Source organism: Aeromonas sp. ASNIH1, assembly GCF_002934285.1.
Classification (GTDB): Bacteria; Pseudomonadota; Gammaproteobacteria; order Enterobacterales; family Aeromonadaceae; genus Aeromonas; species Aeromonas caviae.
This window is the reverse complement of record NZ_CP026228.1, coordinates 1,731,461-1,748,170: the sequence shown is the minus strand read 5'-3', so window position 1 is coordinate 1,748,170 and position 16,710 is coordinate 1,731,461. Positions and strand designations below refer to the sequence as shown.

The following is a 16,710-nucleotide window of genomic DNA, read 5'->3' as shown; positions in this document are numbered from 1 at the left end:
GAGAATTTACCGAAAGCCCCGACCCGACACAAGCCTTTTTTTGCATTCACTCTAAAAAAATGGCTTTACGCTCAATAATTCAGCGAGTCGCAGCAAAAATCGCCCACAAGGTATCTTTCCGCCTGCCTTCAGTCCTGTCGAGGCAACCTGAACTCGGTCGGCCCCAGCAAACGCCGGCTCCAATCCGCCACCACTCCATGTTCCAGCCAATGAGCCGCATGCTGGCGCCAGTTGGGAGAGAGCGCCGGGTTCTCCAGCAGCAGTTGCAGCTCTTCCTCGTTGCGGGCCTGGTTGAACAGGATGTCGGCGGTGCGCTTCACCGTCAGCTCAGGGTAGGGTCTGTCCACCAGTGTCAGCTCCCCCTGCGGATCCACCCTTCCCTCTTCCAGCACCCGCAGCAGCCAGCCACAGCGGCCACTCAGCTGCATCACCTGGGAGAGCTGGCCATAGCCAAAGCGCTGGTTGAGCTTGAAACAGGGGGATCTGGGCTGGCTTATCTGGATCAGCGCCTCCCCAAGTCGATAGACATCGCCGATGCAGGCCTGCGCCTCCGTCAGCCCCGAACCAGAGAGATTCTCGCCAAAGGCGGCAGGCTGCCAGGGTGTGCGTGGTACAGGCAGTCCCAGCGCGGTTTGCCAGGTTTTCCACCAGGCGTAGTGCTCCGCAGGGTAATGGTGCAGGGCTCGATCCGGGCCGCCATGATGGCGTCTGTCGCTCTGCTCATCCCCGCGAAGGCCGAGGAAATCGCACCACAGAGGGGCGTCGGCAGGCTGCTTGTGGATGGCACTGATGAGGCCGGGGGCCTGCTCTGGGTTCAGTTCGGCGCTCTGGCCGATGAAGAGGGAGATCCGCATTCCATTCTCCTGACGGATGGGGGAATGCGGATCTTATCACGGGGCAGGTCAGGCAACTGCCTGCATCTGGGTGGTCATGGCGATCTCGGCGCGACGGCGTTTCTCCGCCCGGGCCATCAGATACCAGCTACCGAAGGTGAACAGGGATACCGACAGCAGGATCAGACTCGCGATGGCGTTGATCTCGGGCTTCACGCCGAGGCGCACCGCCGAGAACACTTCCATCGGCAGGGTGGTCGAACCCGGGCCGGAGACGAAGCTCGCCAGCACCAGATCATCCAGCGACAGGGCAAACGACATCATGCCACCCGCCGCCAGCGACGGGGCGATCATCGGGATGGTGATCAGGAAGAACACCTTCCAGGGCTTGGCTCCCAGGTCCATGGCCGCCTCCTCGATGGAGAGATCCAGCTCCCGCAACCGCGCCGACACCACGATTGCCACATAGGCGGTACAGAAGGTGGTATGTGCTATCCAGATGGTCAGCATGCCCCGCTCCGCGGGCCAACCCACCAGCTGGGCCATGGCCACGAACAGCAGCAGCAGGGAGAGACCGGTGATCACCTCGGGCATCACCAGCGGCGCCGTCACCATGCCGCCGAACAGGGTCCGGCCACGGAAGTGAGGGATTCGGGTCAGCACGAAGGCCGCCAACGTCCCCAGCGCCACCGCCGCGATGGCGGTGTAGAAGGCGATCTCCAGGGAGCGGAACACAGACCCGATCAACTGTTTGTTGTCGAGCAGGCCGAAGTACCACTTGAGCGACCACCCCCCCCACACCGTCACCAGCTTGGAGGCGTTGAAGGAGTAGATGACCATGATGATCATGGGCAGGTAGATGAACAGCAGCCCCAGCCACAGCATCAGCTTGGCAAAACCGAAACGTCTCATGCCTTGCCCTCCAGCTCTTTGGCCTGGTTGCGGTTGAACAGGATGATGGGAATGATCAGCACCGCCAGCATCACCACCGCCAGGGCGGAGGCCACCGGCCAGTCACGGTTGTTGAAGAACTCCTGCCACAACACCTTGCCGATCATCAGGGTCTCCGGACCACCCAGCATCTCGGGGATGACGAACTCGCCCACCACCGGGATGAAGACCAGCATGCAACCGGCGATGATGCCGTTCTTGGAGAGTGGCACCGTGATCTGCCAGAACCGGGTCAGGTTGCGGGCACCCAGATCGGAGGCCGCCTCCAGCAGGCTCTGGTCGTGCTTGACCAGGTTGGCGTAGAGCGGCAGCACCATGAACGGCAGGTAGGAGTAAACGATGCCGATATAGACCGCCAGGTTGGTATTGAGGATCTGCAGCGGTTCGTCGATCACCCCGATGCCCAGCAGGACGCTGTTGAGCAGGCCGTTGTTGCTGAGGATCCCCATCCAGGCGTAGACCCGGATCAGGATCGCCGTCCAGGTCGGCATCATGATGAGCAGCAGCAGAACGGTCTGGGTCTCCTTGTTGGCCCGCGAAATGGCGTAAGCCATGGGATAACCGATCAACAGGCAGAGCAGGGTGCTGACCAGGGCTATCTTGAGGGACCCCAGATAAGCCGCGATGTAGAGCTCATCCTCCTGCAGCAGCAGGTAGTTGCCCAGGTTGAGCAGTATGGTGAGCTGATTGTCTGCCCAGCTCACCACGTCCGTGTAGGGCGGGATGGCCACGTCCGCTTCGGCGAAGCTGATCTTCACGACGATGATGAAGGGCAGCAGGAAGAAGAGGAACAGCCAGAAGAAGGGGATACCGATGACCAGCTGCCGCCCTCCCACCTGTTTGAGTCGTCTCAATGCCTTCATGATTGCAGCACCACGCCGCTGTCATCTTCCCAGTAGAGGAACACCTGGTCATCCCAGGTCGGCCGTTTGCCGTGGCGTTCGGCATTGGCGATGAAAGCCTGAACGATTTTGCCCGAGGGCAACTGGATGTGATACACGGAATGGCCGCCCAGATAGGCGATGTCATAAACCTCGCCCTTGGTCCAGTTGAAGTCCGGATGCTCGATCTCTTCCGGCTTTTGCAGGCTCATCAGCAGTTTTTCCGGACGCAGGGCATAGGTGACCTTCTTGTTCTCCGCCCGGGAGCTGATGCCGTGACCCACATAGATGGGCTGCTCCAGATCCGCACAGGCGATGATGGCGTGGTCCTGCTCATCCTCCACCAGCAGGCCGTCAAACAGGTTGACGTTGCCGATGAACTCGCACACCAGCCGGCTGGCCGGGGTTTCGTAGATGTCCATCGGGCTGCCGATCTGCTCGATGCAACCGAGGTGCATGATGGCGATCCGCTCGGCCATGGTCATGGCTTCTTCCTGATCGTGGGTCACCATGACGCAGGTCACGCCCACCCGCTCGATGATCTCGACCAGCTCGAGCTGCATGGTGGAGCGCAGCTTCTTGTCCAGCGCCCCCATGGGCTCGTCCAGCAGCAACAGCTTGGGACGCTTGGCCAGGGAACGGGCCAGGGCCACCCGCTGACGCTGACCACCGGAGAGCTGGTGCGGTTTGCGGCGGGCGTACTGGGTCATCTGCACCAGCTTGAGCATCTCTTCCACCCGGGCATCGATCTCCGCCTTGGGCAGGCCATCCTGCTTGAGGCCGAAGGCGATGTTCTGGGCCACCGTCATGTGGGGGAACAGGGCGTAGGACTGGAACATCATGTTGATGGGGCGTTCATAGGGCGGCATGTCGGTAATGTCGACGCCGTCGAGGAACAGCCGTCCTTCCGTGGGTCGCTCGAACCCGGCCAGCATCCGCAGCAAGGTGGACTTGCCGGAGCCGGACCCACCCAGCAGGGCGAAGATCTCGCCCTTGTGGATGTTGAGAGACACGTTGTCGACCGCCAGCGTTTCGTCGAACTGCTTGCTTACCCTGTCTATTTTGACCAGCACTTCTTTACGCTGCTGGCTGCCCTCGAGGGCTTTCTTGTAGGCACTGGAGGCTATCGCCATTACCAAACTCCCAAAGGTGATTCCGGCCTGGGCCGATCCATCAATACAATCTGGCGCCCCGGGATGGGCGCCAAGGTTAGGTTCCGGATTTGATCTTGGTCCAACTCCGGGTGATCAGGCGCTGCACCGAGCGGGGATGTGCTTCCTGCACATACAGACGCTCAAGCACCGCCTGGGGGGGATAGACAGACTCGTCCTCGCGCACGGCCTTGTCCATGAACTCTCCCGCCTTGATGTTCGGGTTCGCGTAACCCACATAGTCGCTCACCTTGGCGATGACCTGCGGTTCGAGAATGTAGTTGATCAGGGCGTGAGCCTCTTTCACGTTGGTGGCATCGGCCGGGATCGCCATCATGTCGAACCAGAGATTGCCACCCTCCTTGGGGATGCTGTAGGCAATCTTGATCCCCTTGCCCGCCTCCTCGGCCCGGGACGCCGCCTGCAGGATGTCGCCGGAGAAACCCGCCGCCACGCAGATGTTGCCGTTGGCGAGGTCACCGATGTACTTGGAGGAGTGGAAGTAGGCCACATAGGGGCGCACCTTGAGCAGCTGCTCTTCGGCCCGCTTGATGTCCGCCGGCTCATGGCTGTTGGGGTTGAGCCCCAGGTAGTTGAGGGCCGCCGGGATCATCTCGTCCGCCGAATCGAGGAAGGCCACGCCGCACTGGGAGAGCTTCTTCATGTTTTCCGGCTCGAAGATGGTCGCCCAGGAGTCAATCTTGTCGACACCCAGCACTTCCTTGATCTTGTCGACGTTGTAGCCGATGCCGTTGGTGCCCCAGAGGTAGGGCACGGCGTACTGATGGCCCGGATCCACCTTCTCGAGCTGCTTGAGCAGCATGGGGTCCAGGTTGCTCAGGTTTGGCAGCAGGGTGAGGTCCAGCTTCTGGAAGGCCCCCGCCTTGATCTGCTTGGCCAGGAAATTGTTGGAGGGCACGACCAGATCGTAGCCGGTGCGTCCGGTCAGCAGCTTGCCTTCCAGCGTCTCGTTGGAGTCAAACACGTCGTAGACGGTCTTGATCCCGGTCTTCTGCTGAAAGTCACTGAGGGTGGTCTCGCCGATATAATCGGACCAGTTGTAAAAATGAACCACAGGGGCTGCCTGGGTCAGATTTGCAAACCCCAGGGTCAGGGCCAGCGTTGCCATCTTGGTCATGTGCACTTATCAGTCCTCATTTGTGTGATTTTGCCAGTCGCGCATCCATACGCGCCGTCCAACCTGTCGGGTGGTCACCACCCTCCCGGCCGAACTGCGGACCGGGAGGGGTACTCGTCACTCTTACTTGCCTGACTTGATCTTGGTCCAGCTGCGGGTCATCAGACGCTGCACCTTGGCCGGCAGATCCGGGAAGGTGTAGATCTTCTTGAGGGTATCCGGCGTCGGGTAGATACCCGGGTCGGTACGGATCGCCTCGTCCACCAGCGGCGTGGCCGCCTTGTTGCCGTTCGGGAACTGCACCACGTTGGTGATGTTCGCGATCACGTCCGGCTTCATCAGGTAATTGATGAAGGTGTGGGCCGCCTCGACGTTCTTGGCATCCGCCGGGATGGCGATCATGTCGAAGAAGCTGCCTGCCCCCTCTTTCGGAATGGTGTAAGTCAGGCTGACACCGTTCTTGGCCTCGGCTGCACGCGCCTTGGACTGCTGCAGGTCACCGGAGTAACCGACCGCCACGCACAGGTTGCCGTTGGCCAGATCCGAAATGTACTTGGAGGAGTGGAAATAGGCGGTATAGGGACGGATGGAGAGGAACAGCTCCTCTGCCTTCTTCAGCTCATCCGGCTTCTGGCTGTCCGGCTTGAAGCCCAGGTATTGCAGGGCGGCCGGCAGCATTTCGGTCGGCGAGTCGAGGAAGGAGACACCGCACTCCTTCAGCTTGGCCATGTTCTCCGGCTTGAACACCAGATCCCAGGAGTCCACCGGGGCATCGGCCCCCAGCACGGCCTTCACCTTCTCGGCGTTGTAGGCATAGCCGATGGTGCCCCACAGGTAAGGGATGGAGTACTGGTTGCCCGGATCGCTCGGTTCGAGCGCCTTGAGCAGGTCGACGTCCAGGTTCTGCCAGTTGGAGAGTTTGGACTTGTCCAGCTTCTGGAAGACACCTGCCTTGATCTGCTTGGCCAGGAAGGGGTTGGACGGTACGACGATGTCATAGCCCGACTTGCCTGCCAGCAACTTGGCTTCCAGCACTTCATTGCTGTCGAACACGTCGTAGACCACCTTGATGCCCGTCTCCTTCTGGAAGTTTTCCAGCGTATCCGGCGCGATATAGTCGCTCCAGTTGTAGACGTGCAGCACCTTCTCGTCGGCCATCGCCCCGGTACTCATCATGACCAGCGCCACGGAAGCAGCCATCATTCCCTTTTTAAAAGACATAGTCCTTGTCTCCTAAGCAAATTGTATGCGTAAGCCAACCTGCCCGGTTCCCGCCTATTCCCGCAGCTTTGCAGCCGTCAGGTCCAGACTGAGCCTGGCCAGTTTGACCAATTCATCCACCTGTTCCTCGGTGATCACCAAGGGGGGCGATATGATCATGGTATCGCCGACAGCCCTCATCACCAAGCCATTGTTAAAACAGAACTCCCGACAGGTCATCCCGGCATGGAGCTCGGCCGGGAAGCGACGTTTCGTCTGCTTGTCCTGCACTATTTCCAGCGCGGCGACCAGGCCTTTTCCACGGGTTTCCCCCACCAGCGGATGGTCCGCCAGCTCAGCCCAGCGGCGCTGCAAATAGGGGCCGATACTATCATGAACTCGCTTAACTATGCTCTCCCTTTGCATAAGCTGGATGTTGGCAATGGCCACGGCGCAGGCGACCGGATGACCGGAATAGGTGAAGCCATGGTTGAACTCCCCCCCCTCTTCCACCAGCACCCTGGCTACCCTGTCCCCCACCATCACGGCGCCCATCGGCAGATAGCCCGAGGTGATGCCCTTGGCCAGGCACATGAGGTCCGGTTTGATGCCAAAACCTTCACTGGCAAACCAGTGGCCGGTGCGGCCAAAGCCGCAGATCACCTCGTCTGCGATGAGCAGGATGCCGTACTGGTCGCAGATGCGCTGGATCTCGGGCCAGTAGCTCTCGGGGGGAATGATGACCCCCCCCGCACCCTGGATAGGCTCACCGATGAAGGCGGCTACCTTGTCCACCCCCAGTGCCAGGATCTTCTCTTCCAACTGGCGGGCACGGGCCAGACCGAACTCGTGGGCGCTCATGCCCTCTCCCTCACCGAAGTGATAGGGCTGGTCGATGTGGACTATGCCCGGAATGGGCAAGCCGCCCTGGGCGTGCATCCCCTTCATGCCCCCCAGACTGGCCCCCGCCACGGTGGAGCCGTGATAGGCGTTGTGGCGGCTGATGATCACCTGCTTGTCAGGTTGTCCCTTGCTGGCCCAGTAGTGGCGCACCATGCGCAGCACGGTGTCGTTGCACTCGGAACCCGAGCCGGTGAAGAAGACGTGGTTGAGGTGGGAAGGCGTGATCTCGGCCAGCAGGGTGGCCAGCTCGGCAGCAGGGGGGTGGCTGGTCTGGAAGAAGAGGTTGTAGTAGGGCAACTGCTGCATCTGGCGAGTGGCGGCATCCACCAGCTCCTGACGGCCGTAGCCCATGTTGACGCACCACAGGCCCGCCATCCCGTCCAGAATGCGCTTGCCTTCGGAGTCTTCCAGATAGACGCCTTCGGCCTTGGTGATGATGCGACTGCCCTTCTTGTTCAGGGCCTGAAAATCGGTAAACGGATGCAGATGATGGCTGGCTTCCAGTTGCTGCCACTCACGGGTGGTGTGCTGCATTGCTTGCTCCTCGGTTCCTTCGATTCGGCGAATCTTGTCGCCATTCATGAGGGCACGGATGGCCGGCCCGGTCACTGCCATTCACGGGGCTGGCACTCTCTTGCCTGCTCGATGCCTTTCCATGGGGCGAACATCGTCGCCAGTTGATTGCAGGTGACCCCCTCTCCATTGCGGGAGCGGGCCTCACCTTTACTCGGTGCCTTCCGGGTCGCGGGCGCCGCCGCGAGGCGGGCCTTCGGCCCCTTGCTTGCGATATGACGGGGAGAGGCCTCGCCTCCCCCGGGGACAGATCAGACGTTCAGCAGCAGGAATTCCCGTTCCCAGCGGCTGATCACGCCGAAGTATGTCTCGTACTCCTTGCGTTTGACGGCCACGAAGGCGCGGATGAAGCGCTCCCCCAGCATGTCCTTGATGGGTTCACACTGCTCCAGGTGGCTCAGCGATTCCTCCAGCGAGCGGGGCAGGCTGTAGGGCAGGTCATAGGCACTCGCCTTCATCTCCTGCATGGGTTCGAGCTTCTCCAGCATGCCGAGGTAGCCGCAGGCCAGGGTGGCGGCCAGGGCCAGATACGGGTTGGCATCGGCCCCGGCGAAGCGGTTCTCGACCCGGCGTGCGCTCGGTTCGGAGAAGGGGACCCGCAGGCCGCAGGTGCGATTTTCCACCCCCCACTGCACGTTGCGCGGCGCACTCTCGCCAAAGGTGAGGCGGCGGTAGGAGTTGACGTTCGGCGCCAGCAGGGCGGTCACTGCCGGGGTGTATTTCTGCAGGCCGGCGATGAAATGCATGAACAGATCGGAGTTGCCCCCTTCGCTGGTACCAAACAGGTTGTTGCCATCCATGTCTTCCAGGCTCTGGTGGATGTGCATGGCGGAACCCGGTTCGTTGCTCATGGGCTTGGCCATGAAGGTGGCATAGATGCCGTGGCGATGGGCGGCCTCGCGCATGGTGCGCTTGAACAGAAACACCTGGTCGGCGAGATCGATGGCATCCCCGTGCAGGAAGTTGATCTCCATCTGGGCGGCGCCGGATTCGTGGATCAGGGTGTCCACCTCCAGCTCCTGGGCCTCGCAGTAGTCGTACATGTCCTCGAAGATGGGGTCGAATTCGTTCACCGCATCGATGCTGAACGACTGGCGGGCCGTTTCCGGGCGGCCGTTGCGGCCCACCGGCGGCACCAGCGGATAGTCGGGATCTTCGTTGCGGGTCACCAGGTAGAACTCCAGCTCCGGCGCCACCACCGGCTTCCAGCCCTGCTTCTCGTAGAATGACAGAACCCGGCGCAGCACGGAGCGGGGAGCGATGTCGATGAGCTTGCCGTTGACGTCAAAGCAGTCGTGGATCACCTGGGCGGTGGGCTCCAGCGCCCAGGGTACGAAACGAATGGTGTTGGGATCGGGATAGAGCTGCATGTCCCGCTCCAGCGGGTCTATCATGCTGTCGTCATCCGGGTACTCGCCGGTCACCGTCTGGGTGAAGATGACCTCGGGCAGCCGCATGCCCCCCTCGCGCAGAAACTTGTTGGCTGGAATGATCTTGCCTCGGGCATTGCCGGTGAAATCCGGAAACAGGCACTCCACTTCCGTGATGCGATTGCTCTCCATCCAGCCCTTGATACTGTCCATGTTAAACCCCGACTTTACGGTTGCCATTGTCAAGGGTGTCTAATATAAGGAACGCCCTTGTTAAGAAAATGTAATCGACCACACCATAAAAGCCCGTGATAAAGGCCTTTGTCAAGCAGCGGTGTTTAAAAAACTATAAACAACGGCCTGTATAATGACCAGCGCGGCACCAAATACTAAACACTTTGTGTCACGATCAGCCCACTGCAAGCTCGATGCCAACGGCGGCGGGATCTCGTTCGATACTCAGTCAGACCCTGTCGGAGAAGGCCCATTTCTTTGCAAGGGCGCACACTCCTTATCCAATTTCCTTTGCATGTCTGCATTTTTTTGGTACAAGGCCCGCCCTGATTTGCACTCTCCTGCATGGATTTGGTGCAAAACGGGATACAAGGGCTTGGTCTGACGACAGACAGCCCCCATCAATGGGTAACATTGGGAAACTGACTGGTAGCAAACCGTATGTGTGATTTCATGACAGAAGACCAACTGACCTTCTACAAAGGCCAGATCGAGCGACAAATCCTTGAGCTCGAAGAACGTCTCAACTCCCAGGCCAGCCAGGCTATCGCCACCGATACCAACGAGATGGCGGATGAAATTGACCGTGCCAGTGTCGAGGAGGCCCGTCGCCTGGAGCTGAACCGCATCGAGCACGACAAGTTGCACCTGCGCAAGCTGAAAGGGGCGTTGAAGCGCATCAATGAAGGGGATTTTGGCTATTGCGAATCCTGTGGCGACGAGATCTCTCTCAAGCGGCTGCAGGCCCGTCCCGAGTCCCGCTTCTGTGTTGAATGCCAGAGCACCAAGGAATTCAACGACACTCACGTGTTCCGTCGCGTCGCCTGATGCGGCGAACAAGCCCGGCCTCGGTACGAGCCGGGCACAGGGCAGGCCATGCCCGAAGATGACGCGGCCGGGTGATCCCCGGCCCCTTTCACAGCAAGAGCGTGACAACTTCTGTTAGACTCCGGGCAAGTCCCGGATCCTACAGGAGATCAAAGCGTGAAATGGCTCATCAGGCTGTGCTTGTGCCTGCCATTGCTGGCACAAGCACAGACGCTCACCGTCAAGGTCCCCAGCCGACCGATCAACGATCTCGACAACGAATACCAGCTCAAGCTGCTGGAACTGGCGCTCAACCACGCCGGGCAGCCCTACAAGCTGGAGCGGGTCGACCTCAATCTCAACCAGTACAGCCTCCAGCAGGCGCTTGCCAAGGGCAAGGTCATCAATGTGTTCTGGATGGGTACCTCCAGCGCGCTGGAATCCTCCCTCACCGCAGTACCAATCCCGCTGTTTCGTGGCCTGGAAGGGCTGCGCCTCTCCTTCATCCACGCCGATGCCCAGGAGCGGTTCAACCAGATCAACACCCTGGCAGACCTCAAGAAACTGAAAGCCGCACAGGGGGTGGGCTGGGCCGACAACAAGATCCTGGAGCTGGCAGGCATTCCCACCTATGCCGGGCGCTACAGCAACCTGTTTCGCCTGATGAATGACGGCGACAAGCTGGATTTCTTCCCCCGTGGTCTGGTGGAAATCTTCGCCGAACGCAGCGAGCTGGCGGCACAATATCCCAACCTGGTGATCGATCAGCACCTGCTGATCCGCTACCCCTTCGCCGAGTTCTTCTTCGTCAGCCCGGAGTCGCCGAAGCTGGCCAAGGCGATCCAGACCGGCCTCGAGCGTGCCTATGCCGACGGCAGCTTCATGGCGTTCTTTCGGGAGAACCCCAAGATCCGCGAGGCCCTGGCCAGCGCCAATCTGGAGCAGAGAGTCACCATCGCCCTGCCCAATCCCGACATGACCCCCTTGCTCAAAAGCATTCCGGCCCAATATTGGGAATATCCACCGTCGCAGGAGTAAACGGACACGATATCCGGCGTTGAGAATATCCACCGCTGCGAGCATGAGCAGACACGGTCTCCGACGTTGGGAATATCCACCGCTGCGAGCGTGAACGGACACGGTATCCGGCGTTGAGAATATCCACCGCTGCGAGCATGAGCAGACACGGTCTCCGACGTTGGGAATATCCACCGCTGCGAGCGTGAACGGACACGGTATCCGGCGTTGAGAATATCCACCGCTGCGAGCATGAGCAGACACGGTCTCCGACGTTGGGAATATCCACCGCTGCGAGCATGAACGGACACGGTATCCCGGCATTGGGAATATCCGCCGCCGGGAGCGTGATCAGCCGCGGGTCATCCCATCCGGTGGACGCAGCCCGCCGCAAACGCACAGGAACGCGAGGTCGCCCGGCCTCAATACGCGCACCAGGGAGGTGCCATGAAACGACTGGATGACTGGTTTCGCGACTACGGCCAGAGCCATCAACACCCCGTCAATGTGGCCATCCACAAGGTGGCGGTGCCAGGCATTTACCTCTGCATCCTGGCACTGCTCTGGTGCCTGCCCGCCGGTCCCCTGCCAGCGTCCCTCAACTGGGCGGGGCTGGCGGCCATCCCGGTGCTGGTCTTCTACCTGCGGCTGTCGTTGACGATCTTTACGGGGATGACAGCCCTGACCGCTCTGGGGCTGGCCTTCTGCCACGTCTGGCAGGGGCCGCTGCTGTGGCCTGCCCTCATCGGGTTCGTGCTGTTCTGGATAGCCCAGTTCGTCGGTCACCATATCGAGGGGAAACGCCCCTCCTTTCTCACCGACCTGCAATTTCTGCTGGTAGGCCCCGCCTGGGTGCTGGCCAGCCTCTATCGTCGTTTGGGCATCCCTTTATGAGGGAGGCCAACAGGAGAGACCATGAGACATCTTCAGACCCTTGCTCGCACCCTGCCCCTGCTGCTGGGGGCACTGATGGCCGGCCCGGTGCTGGCCGACAAGGCCGATCCCGTCGGCGAGGTGAGCACCGCTTTCAAGCTGCTCGGACCCAACCACAAGATCCTGGTGGAGGCGTTCGACGACCCTAAAATCGCCGGTGTCGCCTGCTATCTGGCCCGCCCCAAGACCGGCGGCGTCAAGGGTGGACTCGGGCTGGCGGAAGATCCCTCCCACGCCTCCCTCTCCTGCCACCAGATCGGCCCCATCACCCTGCCCGCCAGGCTGAAGGCGGGGGAAGAGGTGTTCGACGTCAGCACCTCGCTGGTGTTCAAGGAGCAGAAGGTGGTGCGTTTTTACGACGAGAAGCGCAATGCCCTTGTCTATCTGACTTACAGCACCAAGTTGGTGGATGGTTCGTACAAGAGTGCAGTGAGTGCCGTCCCCATCATGCCCTGGGGTTGAAACAGCACCACTTATCCCGTGATGACGGTCACTATTTGTTGTAATTTAACCACATCATTATCTACGGAGAGCGCACCATGAGAGTCGCCGTTTTCAGTACCAAGAGCTACGACAAGGAACATTTCCACCAGGCCAACACCCAGTACGGTTTCGATCTGGAGTTCTTCGACGTGCGGCTGGAGGCCAAGACGGCCCGTCTCGCCCACGGCTTCCCCGTGGTCTGCCTGTTCGTCAACGATGATGCCGACCGCGAAGTGCTGACCGAGCTGGCGCAGTACGGCACCAGGGTCATCGCCCTGCGCTGTGCCGGTTACAACAACGTGGATCTGGCCGCTGCCAAGGAGCTGGGACTCAAGGTGGTGCGGGTGCCTGCCTACTCCCCCGAGGCCGTTGCCGAACATGCGGTGGGCCTGATGATGACCCTCAACCGCCGCATCCATAAGGCGTATCAGCGCACCCGGGACGCCAACTTCTCCCTGGAGGGGCTGGTGGGCTTCAACATGCATGGCCGCACCGCCGGCATCATAGGCACCGGCAAGATCGGCATCGCCACCTTGCGCATCCTCAAGGGGTTCGGCATGCGCCTGCTGGTGAGCGATCCCTATCCGAACCAGGCGGCCATCGATCTGGGCGCCGAGTACGTGGATCTCGACACCCTATTCCGTCAGTCCGATGTCATCAGCCTGCACTGCCCCCTGTTCAAGGAGAACTATCACCTGCTGAACAAGGAGGCCTTCGCCAAGATGAAGGACGGGGTGATGATCATCAACACCAGCCGGGGCGGCCTGCTCGACTCCAACGCCGCCATCGAGGCCCTCAAGACCTCCCGCATCGGCGCCCTGGGGCTGGACGTCTACGAGGAGGAGGAAGACCTCTTCTTCGAGGACAAGTCCAACGAGGTGATCACCGACGACGTCTTCCGCCGCCTGTCTGCCTGCCACAACGTGCTGTTCACCGGTCACCAGGCCTTCCTGACCCGGGAGGCGCTGCACGCCATCGCCGACACCACCCTCAGCAACATCCAGGCCATCGAGAGCCAGGGCCGCTCTGACAACGAAGTGGAGTGATCCCTGAGGCGTTGTCGCCACGCCATTGATCCCGCCGCCGGGTTGTGAGACCCGGCGGCATCGGGTAGGCTACCAGCCCTTTTTTGTACAGGAGTCTGGCCAGCATGTTCATCGGATTTGATTACGGTACCTCCAACTGTGCCGTCGCCGTGATGGAACAGGGCAGCCCCAGGCTGCTGACCCTCTCCGGTTCCCATTACCTTCCCTCCACCCTGCACGCCCCCCACCGGGACGCCATCGCCGGCCTCCTGGCCGAAGGGCTGGCCCCCGTCCAGCAGAGCGAATACCTCAAGCTGCGCGGTCCCGTGGTGACCCGGGCCCAGGCGGTGCGCCGCCAAATGCGCGAAGAGGGACTCATCGACGAGCTGAGCTTCGGCGGTGCGGCGCTGGCGCGCTATCTGGAAGAGCCGGACGAGGGCTACTACATCAAGTCCCCCAAATCCTTTCTCGGGGCCTATGGCCTCAAGGCTCCCCAGATCGCCCTGTTCGAGGACATCGTCTGCGCCATGATGCTGCACGTGCGCCGGGAGGCGGAGCAGCAGACGGGCAGCACCATCCGCCAGGCGGTGATCGGCCGACCGGTCAACTTCCAGGGACTGGCGGGGGAAGAGAGCAACCGCCAGGCCATCGCCATCCTGAGCGAGGCGGCAGGCCTCGCCGGGTTCGAGCGGGTGGAGTTCCTCTATGAGCCGGTGGCCGCCGGCTTCGAGTTCGAGGCGCGCCTCACCGAGGATGCGGTGGTGCTGGTGGTGGACATCGGGGGCGGGACCACCGACTGCTCCGTGCTGCGCATGGGCCCGAGCCACCGTGACCAGCTGGATCGCAGCGGCGATCTGCTCGGTCACAGCGGCCAGCGCATCGGGGGCAACGACTTCGACATCCGCCTGACCGTGGAGGGCATGATGCCGCTGCTCGGCATGCACGAGACCCTCAAGACCGGCAAGCCGCTGCCCCATCCCCTGTTCTGGGACGCCGCCGCCATCAATGACGTCAGTGCCCAGAGCCGTTTCTACAGCCTGGATACCGCCCGCCAGTTGCAGGATCTCCAGCTCGACAGCCAGCCGGGCAGCAAGCTCCCGCGCCTCGCCAGCCTGCGGGCCCACAAGCTGAGCCATCAACTGGTGTGGCGCGCCGAGCAGGGCAAGATCGCCCTCTCCGACCACGAGCACAATCACCAGACCCTGAACGAGTTGGAAAAAGGGCTGGAGGCGGCACTCACCCGCCCCCAGCTGGCCAGTGCTTCCGCCCCCTTGCTGGAGAAGATTGGCGAGCTGATGGACGAGGCGATCCGGGCGGCAGGCGTGCAGCCTGACCGGGTCTTCGTCACCGGCGGCAGTGCCCGCTCCCCCCTCATCAAGGCCTTCATCCAGCAGAAACTGCCCAAGGTACCGCTGGAGGGGGGTGATGACTTCGGTTCGGTGGCCTCGGGCCTCGCCCGCTATGCCGAGCGCCTGTTTGCGGACTGAAACGGCCAGGGGAGCCATGGGCAACCGGTAGACAGGTTCGCTCGGGGCGGGTGTTGCCATTTGCCGACACCCCCTCTTCCCCCGGGGCGACAGAAGCGGTCGGGCTCCTCCCCCCTCGCCCTGCCGCCCGGGCCCGGGGACGGGTATGCTTGTCATACCCACCACCGGAGCCCCTTCAATGCCCAGATACCTGCTACTGCTGCTCGCCCTGCTTCTGCTCAGCGCCTGCAGCAGTGCTCCCCGCTTTGCCTCGCAAGATCTGCAACACCATCACTGGGTGCTCGATCGGCTGGATGGCCAGGCCATCGCCAGCCGCCGCAGCAATCCCCCCGACATCGAGATCGGTGAACACTTCACCGTCAACGGCATCGCCGGTTGCAACCGCTACTTCGGCCAAGGTCACCTCAAGGGAAACAAGCTCTGGGTCACCAGCCTCGGCAGCACCGCCATGGCCTGTCCCCCCGAGCTCGATCTGATAGAGCAGGCCGTCCTCACCACCCTGACGGAGGGGGCCACACTGAGCGGTTCCACCCAGACCCTGATCCTCCAGGGAAAACGGCACCGTTTGGAATACAGACTGCAAGACTGGGTGTACTAGGGCTCACAAAACCGCTCGCCAGCAGGAACAACTGGCCAGGCTGTGGCACAATATGAGGCATTGTTAGCAATGGAGGCTGCCTCAGCCATGTCGATGGATCGCCTGTTTGGCAAGATCAAGCAACTGCCCACAATTCCGAAACTGCTGCACGAGCTGATGCAGAGTTTCAACGACGAGAATGCCCGCATCGACGAGATCGCGGCCAAGATCGCCATGGACCAGGTGATCAGCGTCAAGGTACTGCGGATGGCCAACTCCGCCGCCCTGCGCCGTGGCAATGAAATCACCTCCATCGAACAGGCGGTGATCCGCCTCGGTTTCAACCGCCTGCGCTCCGTGGTGGTCGCCTCCGGCATCATCAGCAGCTTCAAGGCCCCCCCCGGCTTTGACAAGCTCCACTTCTGGACCCAGACCTTCCAGGTCGCCACCATTGCCCGCACCCTGGCACAGCAGACCACCTCGGTGGATCCCGAGACCGCCTTCACCTGCGCCCTCATTCACAACATCGGCGAGCTGCTGATCCAGAGCACCCTGCCGGAAGAGGCGGGGCTCATCAATCTGGCCATCGAGAAAGGCAGCAGCCGGGTCGATGCCCAGCGGGAGATGCTGGGTTACGACTATGCCCAGCTCGGCGCAGAGCTGGCGCGGCGCTGGAACCTGTCGCCCGCCTTCGTGGATGCCATCGCCCAGCAGCTCGACCCCCTCTCCCACGATCCGGTCAGCAAGGAGGCCGTGCTCATCCGGCTCGCCGTCTTCGTCTCCTTCGCCTGGCAGGCCGGCGTACCGGCACAGGCCATCATCGCCCGTTTCCCCAGAACCCTGGCTGACCAGCTGGGGCTGGATCCCGCCAGCCTGGCGGATCAGCTGGAGCAGCTCCACGAGCAGGGCAACGCCCTGGCCGATTTGCTGACCCAGTAGATGTACGACGGCCGATCAGCAGGAGCCGGATCCCCGTCTCATTCTGGCGGATCAGCTCGAACAGCTGCACGAACAGGGCAACGCCCTGGCCGATTTGCTGACCCCATAGCGTCACGGCAGACCGCCCAGCCAAGCCGGAAGCACCGTCTCATTCTGGCCGGTTGTCACATACACACGCCCATGGACGGGATAAGATGGCCTGCGCCCA

The 16,710-nt window shown here is 61.6% G+C and carries 16 protein-coding genes; 8 read left to right on the top strand and 8 right to left on the bottom strand.

The genetic code is table 11. The features are described 5' to 3' along the window. Positions 1-128: 128 nt before the first annotated feature. The 8 genes from C2U37_RS08490 to C2U37_RS08455 form a co-directional block, all read right to left on the bottom strand. A complete protein-coding gene (locus C2U37_RS08490) occupies positions 129-854 on the bottom strand; it encodes an MOSC domain-containing protein (protein WP_104452120.1) in 726 nt (241 codons plus the stop codon). Positions 855-902: 48 nt separating this feature from the next. Then, the gene (locus tag C2U37_RS08485; RefSeq protein ID WP_104452119.1) at positions 903-1,745 is read right to left on the bottom strand and encodes an ABC transporter permease subunit; all 843 of its coding nucleotides are present in this window, start codon (positions 1,743-1,745) and stop codon (positions 903-905) included. Beyond that, a complete protein-coding gene (locus C2U37_RS08480; RefSeq protein ID WP_010676055.1) occupies positions 1,742-2,647 on the bottom strand; it encodes an ABC transporter permease subunit in 906 nt (301 codons plus the stop codon). The genes C2U37_RS08485 and C2U37_RS08480 overlap by 4 nt, the downstream gene beginning before the upstream one ends. Further along, the gene (potA, locus tag C2U37_RS08475) at positions 2,644-3,798 is read right to left on the bottom strand and encodes a polyamine ABC transporter ATP-binding protein (protein ID WP_010676056.1); all 1,155 of its coding nucleotides are present in this window, start codon (positions 3,796-3,798) and stop codon (positions 2,644-2,646) included. Before potA ends, C2U37_RS08480 begins: the two co-directional genes overlap by 4 nt. A gap of 76 nt (positions 3,799-3,874) precedes the next feature. Continuing rightward, positions 3,875-4,954, bottom strand: coding sequence for a polyamine ABC transporter substrate-binding protein (locus C2U37_RS08470; protein ID WP_219596388.1), 1,080 nt, complete (start codon positions 4,952-4,954; stop codon positions 3,875-3,877). Between the two features lie 123 nt (positions 4,955-5,077). Then, the gene (locus C2U37_RS08465) at positions 5,078-6,175 is read right to left on the bottom strand and encodes a polyamine ABC transporter substrate-binding protein (RefSeq protein WP_039039663.1); all 1,098 of its coding nucleotides are present in this window, start codon (positions 6,173-6,175) and stop codon (positions 5,078-5,080) included. 54 nt (positions 6,176-6,229) lie between these two features. Continuing rightward, positions 6,230-7,591 (bottom strand): aspartate aminotransferase family protein, encoded by a 1,362-nt coding sequence (locus C2U37_RS08460; RefSeq protein WP_010676059.1) that lies wholly within the window; start codon positions 7,589-7,591, stop codon positions 6,230-6,232. Between the two features lie 290 nt (positions 7,592-7,881). Continuing rightward, positions 7,882-9,213, bottom strand: a complete 1,332-nt coding sequence (locus tag C2U37_RS08455) for a glutamine synthetase family protein (RefSeq protein WP_010676060.1) — start codon at positions 9,211-9,213, stop codon at positions 7,882-7,884. Positions 9,214-9,675: 462 nt separating this feature from the next. Here C2U37_RS08455 and C2U37_RS08450 point away from each other — a divergent pair, with 462 nt between their 5' ends. From C2U37_RS08450 to C2U37_RS08415, 8 genes are all read left to right on the top strand, one after another. Beyond that, on the top strand, positions 9,676-10,062 hold the full coding sequence (locus C2U37_RS08450) for a TraR/DksA family transcriptional regulator (RefSeq protein ID WP_010676061.1): 387 nt from the start codon (positions 9,676-9,678) through the stop codon (positions 10,060-10,062). A 156-nt stretch (positions 10,063-10,218) separates the two neighbouring features. Further along, the gene (locus C2U37_RS08445) at positions 10,219-11,079 is read left to right on the top strand and encodes a hypothetical protein (RefSeq protein ID WP_010676062.1); all 861 of its coding nucleotides are present in this window, start codon (positions 10,219-10,221) and stop codon (positions 11,077-11,079) included. A gap of 426 nt (positions 11,080-11,505) precedes the next feature. Further along, positions 11,506-11,952: an Mpo1 family 2-hydroxy fatty acid dioxygenase gene (locus tag C2U37_RS08440; RefSeq protein ID WP_104452117.1), complete on the top strand. Its 447-nt coding sequence runs from the start codon at positions 11,506-11,508 to the stop codon at positions 11,950-11,952. A gap of 21 nt (positions 11,953-11,973) precedes the next feature. Further along, entirely contained in the window at positions 11,974-12,453 is a 480-nt protein-coding gene (locus tag C2U37_RS08435; protein WP_041211972.1) for a CreA family protein, read from the top strand. 77 nt (positions 12,454-12,530) lie between these two features. Then, positions 12,531-13,520 carry a 2-hydroxyacid dehydrogenase gene (locus C2U37_RS08430; RefSeq protein WP_010676065.1) on the top strand — a complete coding sequence of 330 codons (990 nt, stop codon included), beginning with the start codon at positions 12,531-12,533 and terminating at the stop codon, positions 13,518-13,520. Between the two features lie 104 nt (positions 13,521-13,624). Next, complete coding sequence (gene yegD, locus C2U37_RS08425) at positions 13,625-14,986, top strand: molecular chaperone (RefSeq protein ID WP_104452116.1); 1,362 nt, start codon at positions 13,625-13,627, stop codon at positions 14,984-14,986. 178 nt (positions 14,987-15,164) lie between these two features. After that, positions 15,165-15,584 (top strand): META domain-containing protein, encoded by a 420-nt coding sequence (locus C2U37_RS08420; RefSeq protein WP_104452115.1) that lies wholly within the window; start codon positions 15,165-15,167, stop codon positions 15,582-15,584. Positions 15,585-15,653: 69 nt separating this feature from the next. Then, positions 15,654-16,502, top strand: a complete 849-nt coding sequence (locus C2U37_RS08415; RefSeq protein ID WP_039039670.1) for an HDOD domain-containing protein — start codon at positions 15,654-15,656, stop codon at positions 16,500-16,502. The last annotated feature ends 208 nt before the right edge of the window (positions 16,503-16,710 follow it).

Bases quoted from the DNA above. Each gene is read 5' to 3' on its own strand.
- C2U37_RS08490 (WP_104452120.1), bottom strand. From the start codon at position 854: ATGCGGATCTCCCTCTTCATCGGCCAGAGCGCCGAACTGAACCCAGAG.
- C2U37_RS08485 (WP_104452119.1), bottom strand. From the start codon at position 1,745: ATGAGACGTTTCGGTTTTGCCAAGCTGATGCTGTGGCTGGGGCTGCTG.
- C2U37_RS08480 (WP_010676055.1), bottom strand. From the start codon at position 2,647: ATGAAGGCATTGAGACGACTCAAACAGGTGGGAGGGCGGCAGCTGGTC.
- potA (WP_010676056.1), bottom strand. From the start codon at position 3,798: ATGGCGATAGCCTCCAGTGCCTACAAGAAAGCCCTCGAGGGCAGCCAG.
- C2U37_RS08470 (WP_219596388.1), bottom strand. From the start codon at position 4,954: ATGACCAAGATGGCAACGCTGGCCCTGACCCTGGGGTTTGCAAATCTG.
- C2U37_RS08465 (WP_039039663.1), bottom strand. From the start codon at position 6,175: ATGTCTTTTAAAAAGGGAATGATGGCTGCTTCCGTGGCGCTGGTCATG.
- C2U37_RS08460 (WP_010676059.1), bottom strand. From the start codon at position 7,591: ATGCAGCACACCACCCGTGAGTGGCAGCAACTGGAAGCCAGCCATCAT.
- C2U37_RS08455 (WP_010676060.1), bottom strand. From the start codon at position 9,213: ATGGACAGTATCAAGGGCTGGATGGAGAGCAATCGCATCACGGAAGTG.
- C2U37_RS08450 (WP_010676061.1), top strand. From the start codon at position 9,676: ATGTGTGATTTCATGACAGAAGACCAACTGACCTTCTACAAAGGCCAG.
- C2U37_RS08440 (WP_104452117.1), top strand. From the start codon at position 11,506: ATGAAACGACTGGATGACTGGTTTCGCGACTACGGCCAGAGCCATCAA.
- C2U37_RS08435 (WP_041211972.1), top strand. From the start codon at position 11,974: ATGAGACATCTTCAGACCCTTGCTCGCACCCTGCCCCTGCTGCTGGGG.
- C2U37_RS08430 (WP_010676065.1), top strand. From the start codon at position 12,531: ATGAGAGTCGCCGTTTTCAGTACCAAGAGCTACGACAAGGAACATTTC.
- yegD (WP_104452116.1), top strand. From the start codon at position 13,625: ATGTTCATCGGATTTGATTACGGTACCTCCAACTGTGCCGTCGCCGTG.
- C2U37_RS08420 (WP_104452115.1), top strand. From the start codon at position 15,165: ATGCCCAGATACCTGCTACTGCTGCTCGCCCTGCTTCTGCTCAGCGCC.
- C2U37_RS08415 (WP_039039670.1), top strand. From the start codon at position 15,654: ATGGAGGCTGCCTCAGCCATGTCGATGGATCGCCTGTTTGGCAAGATC.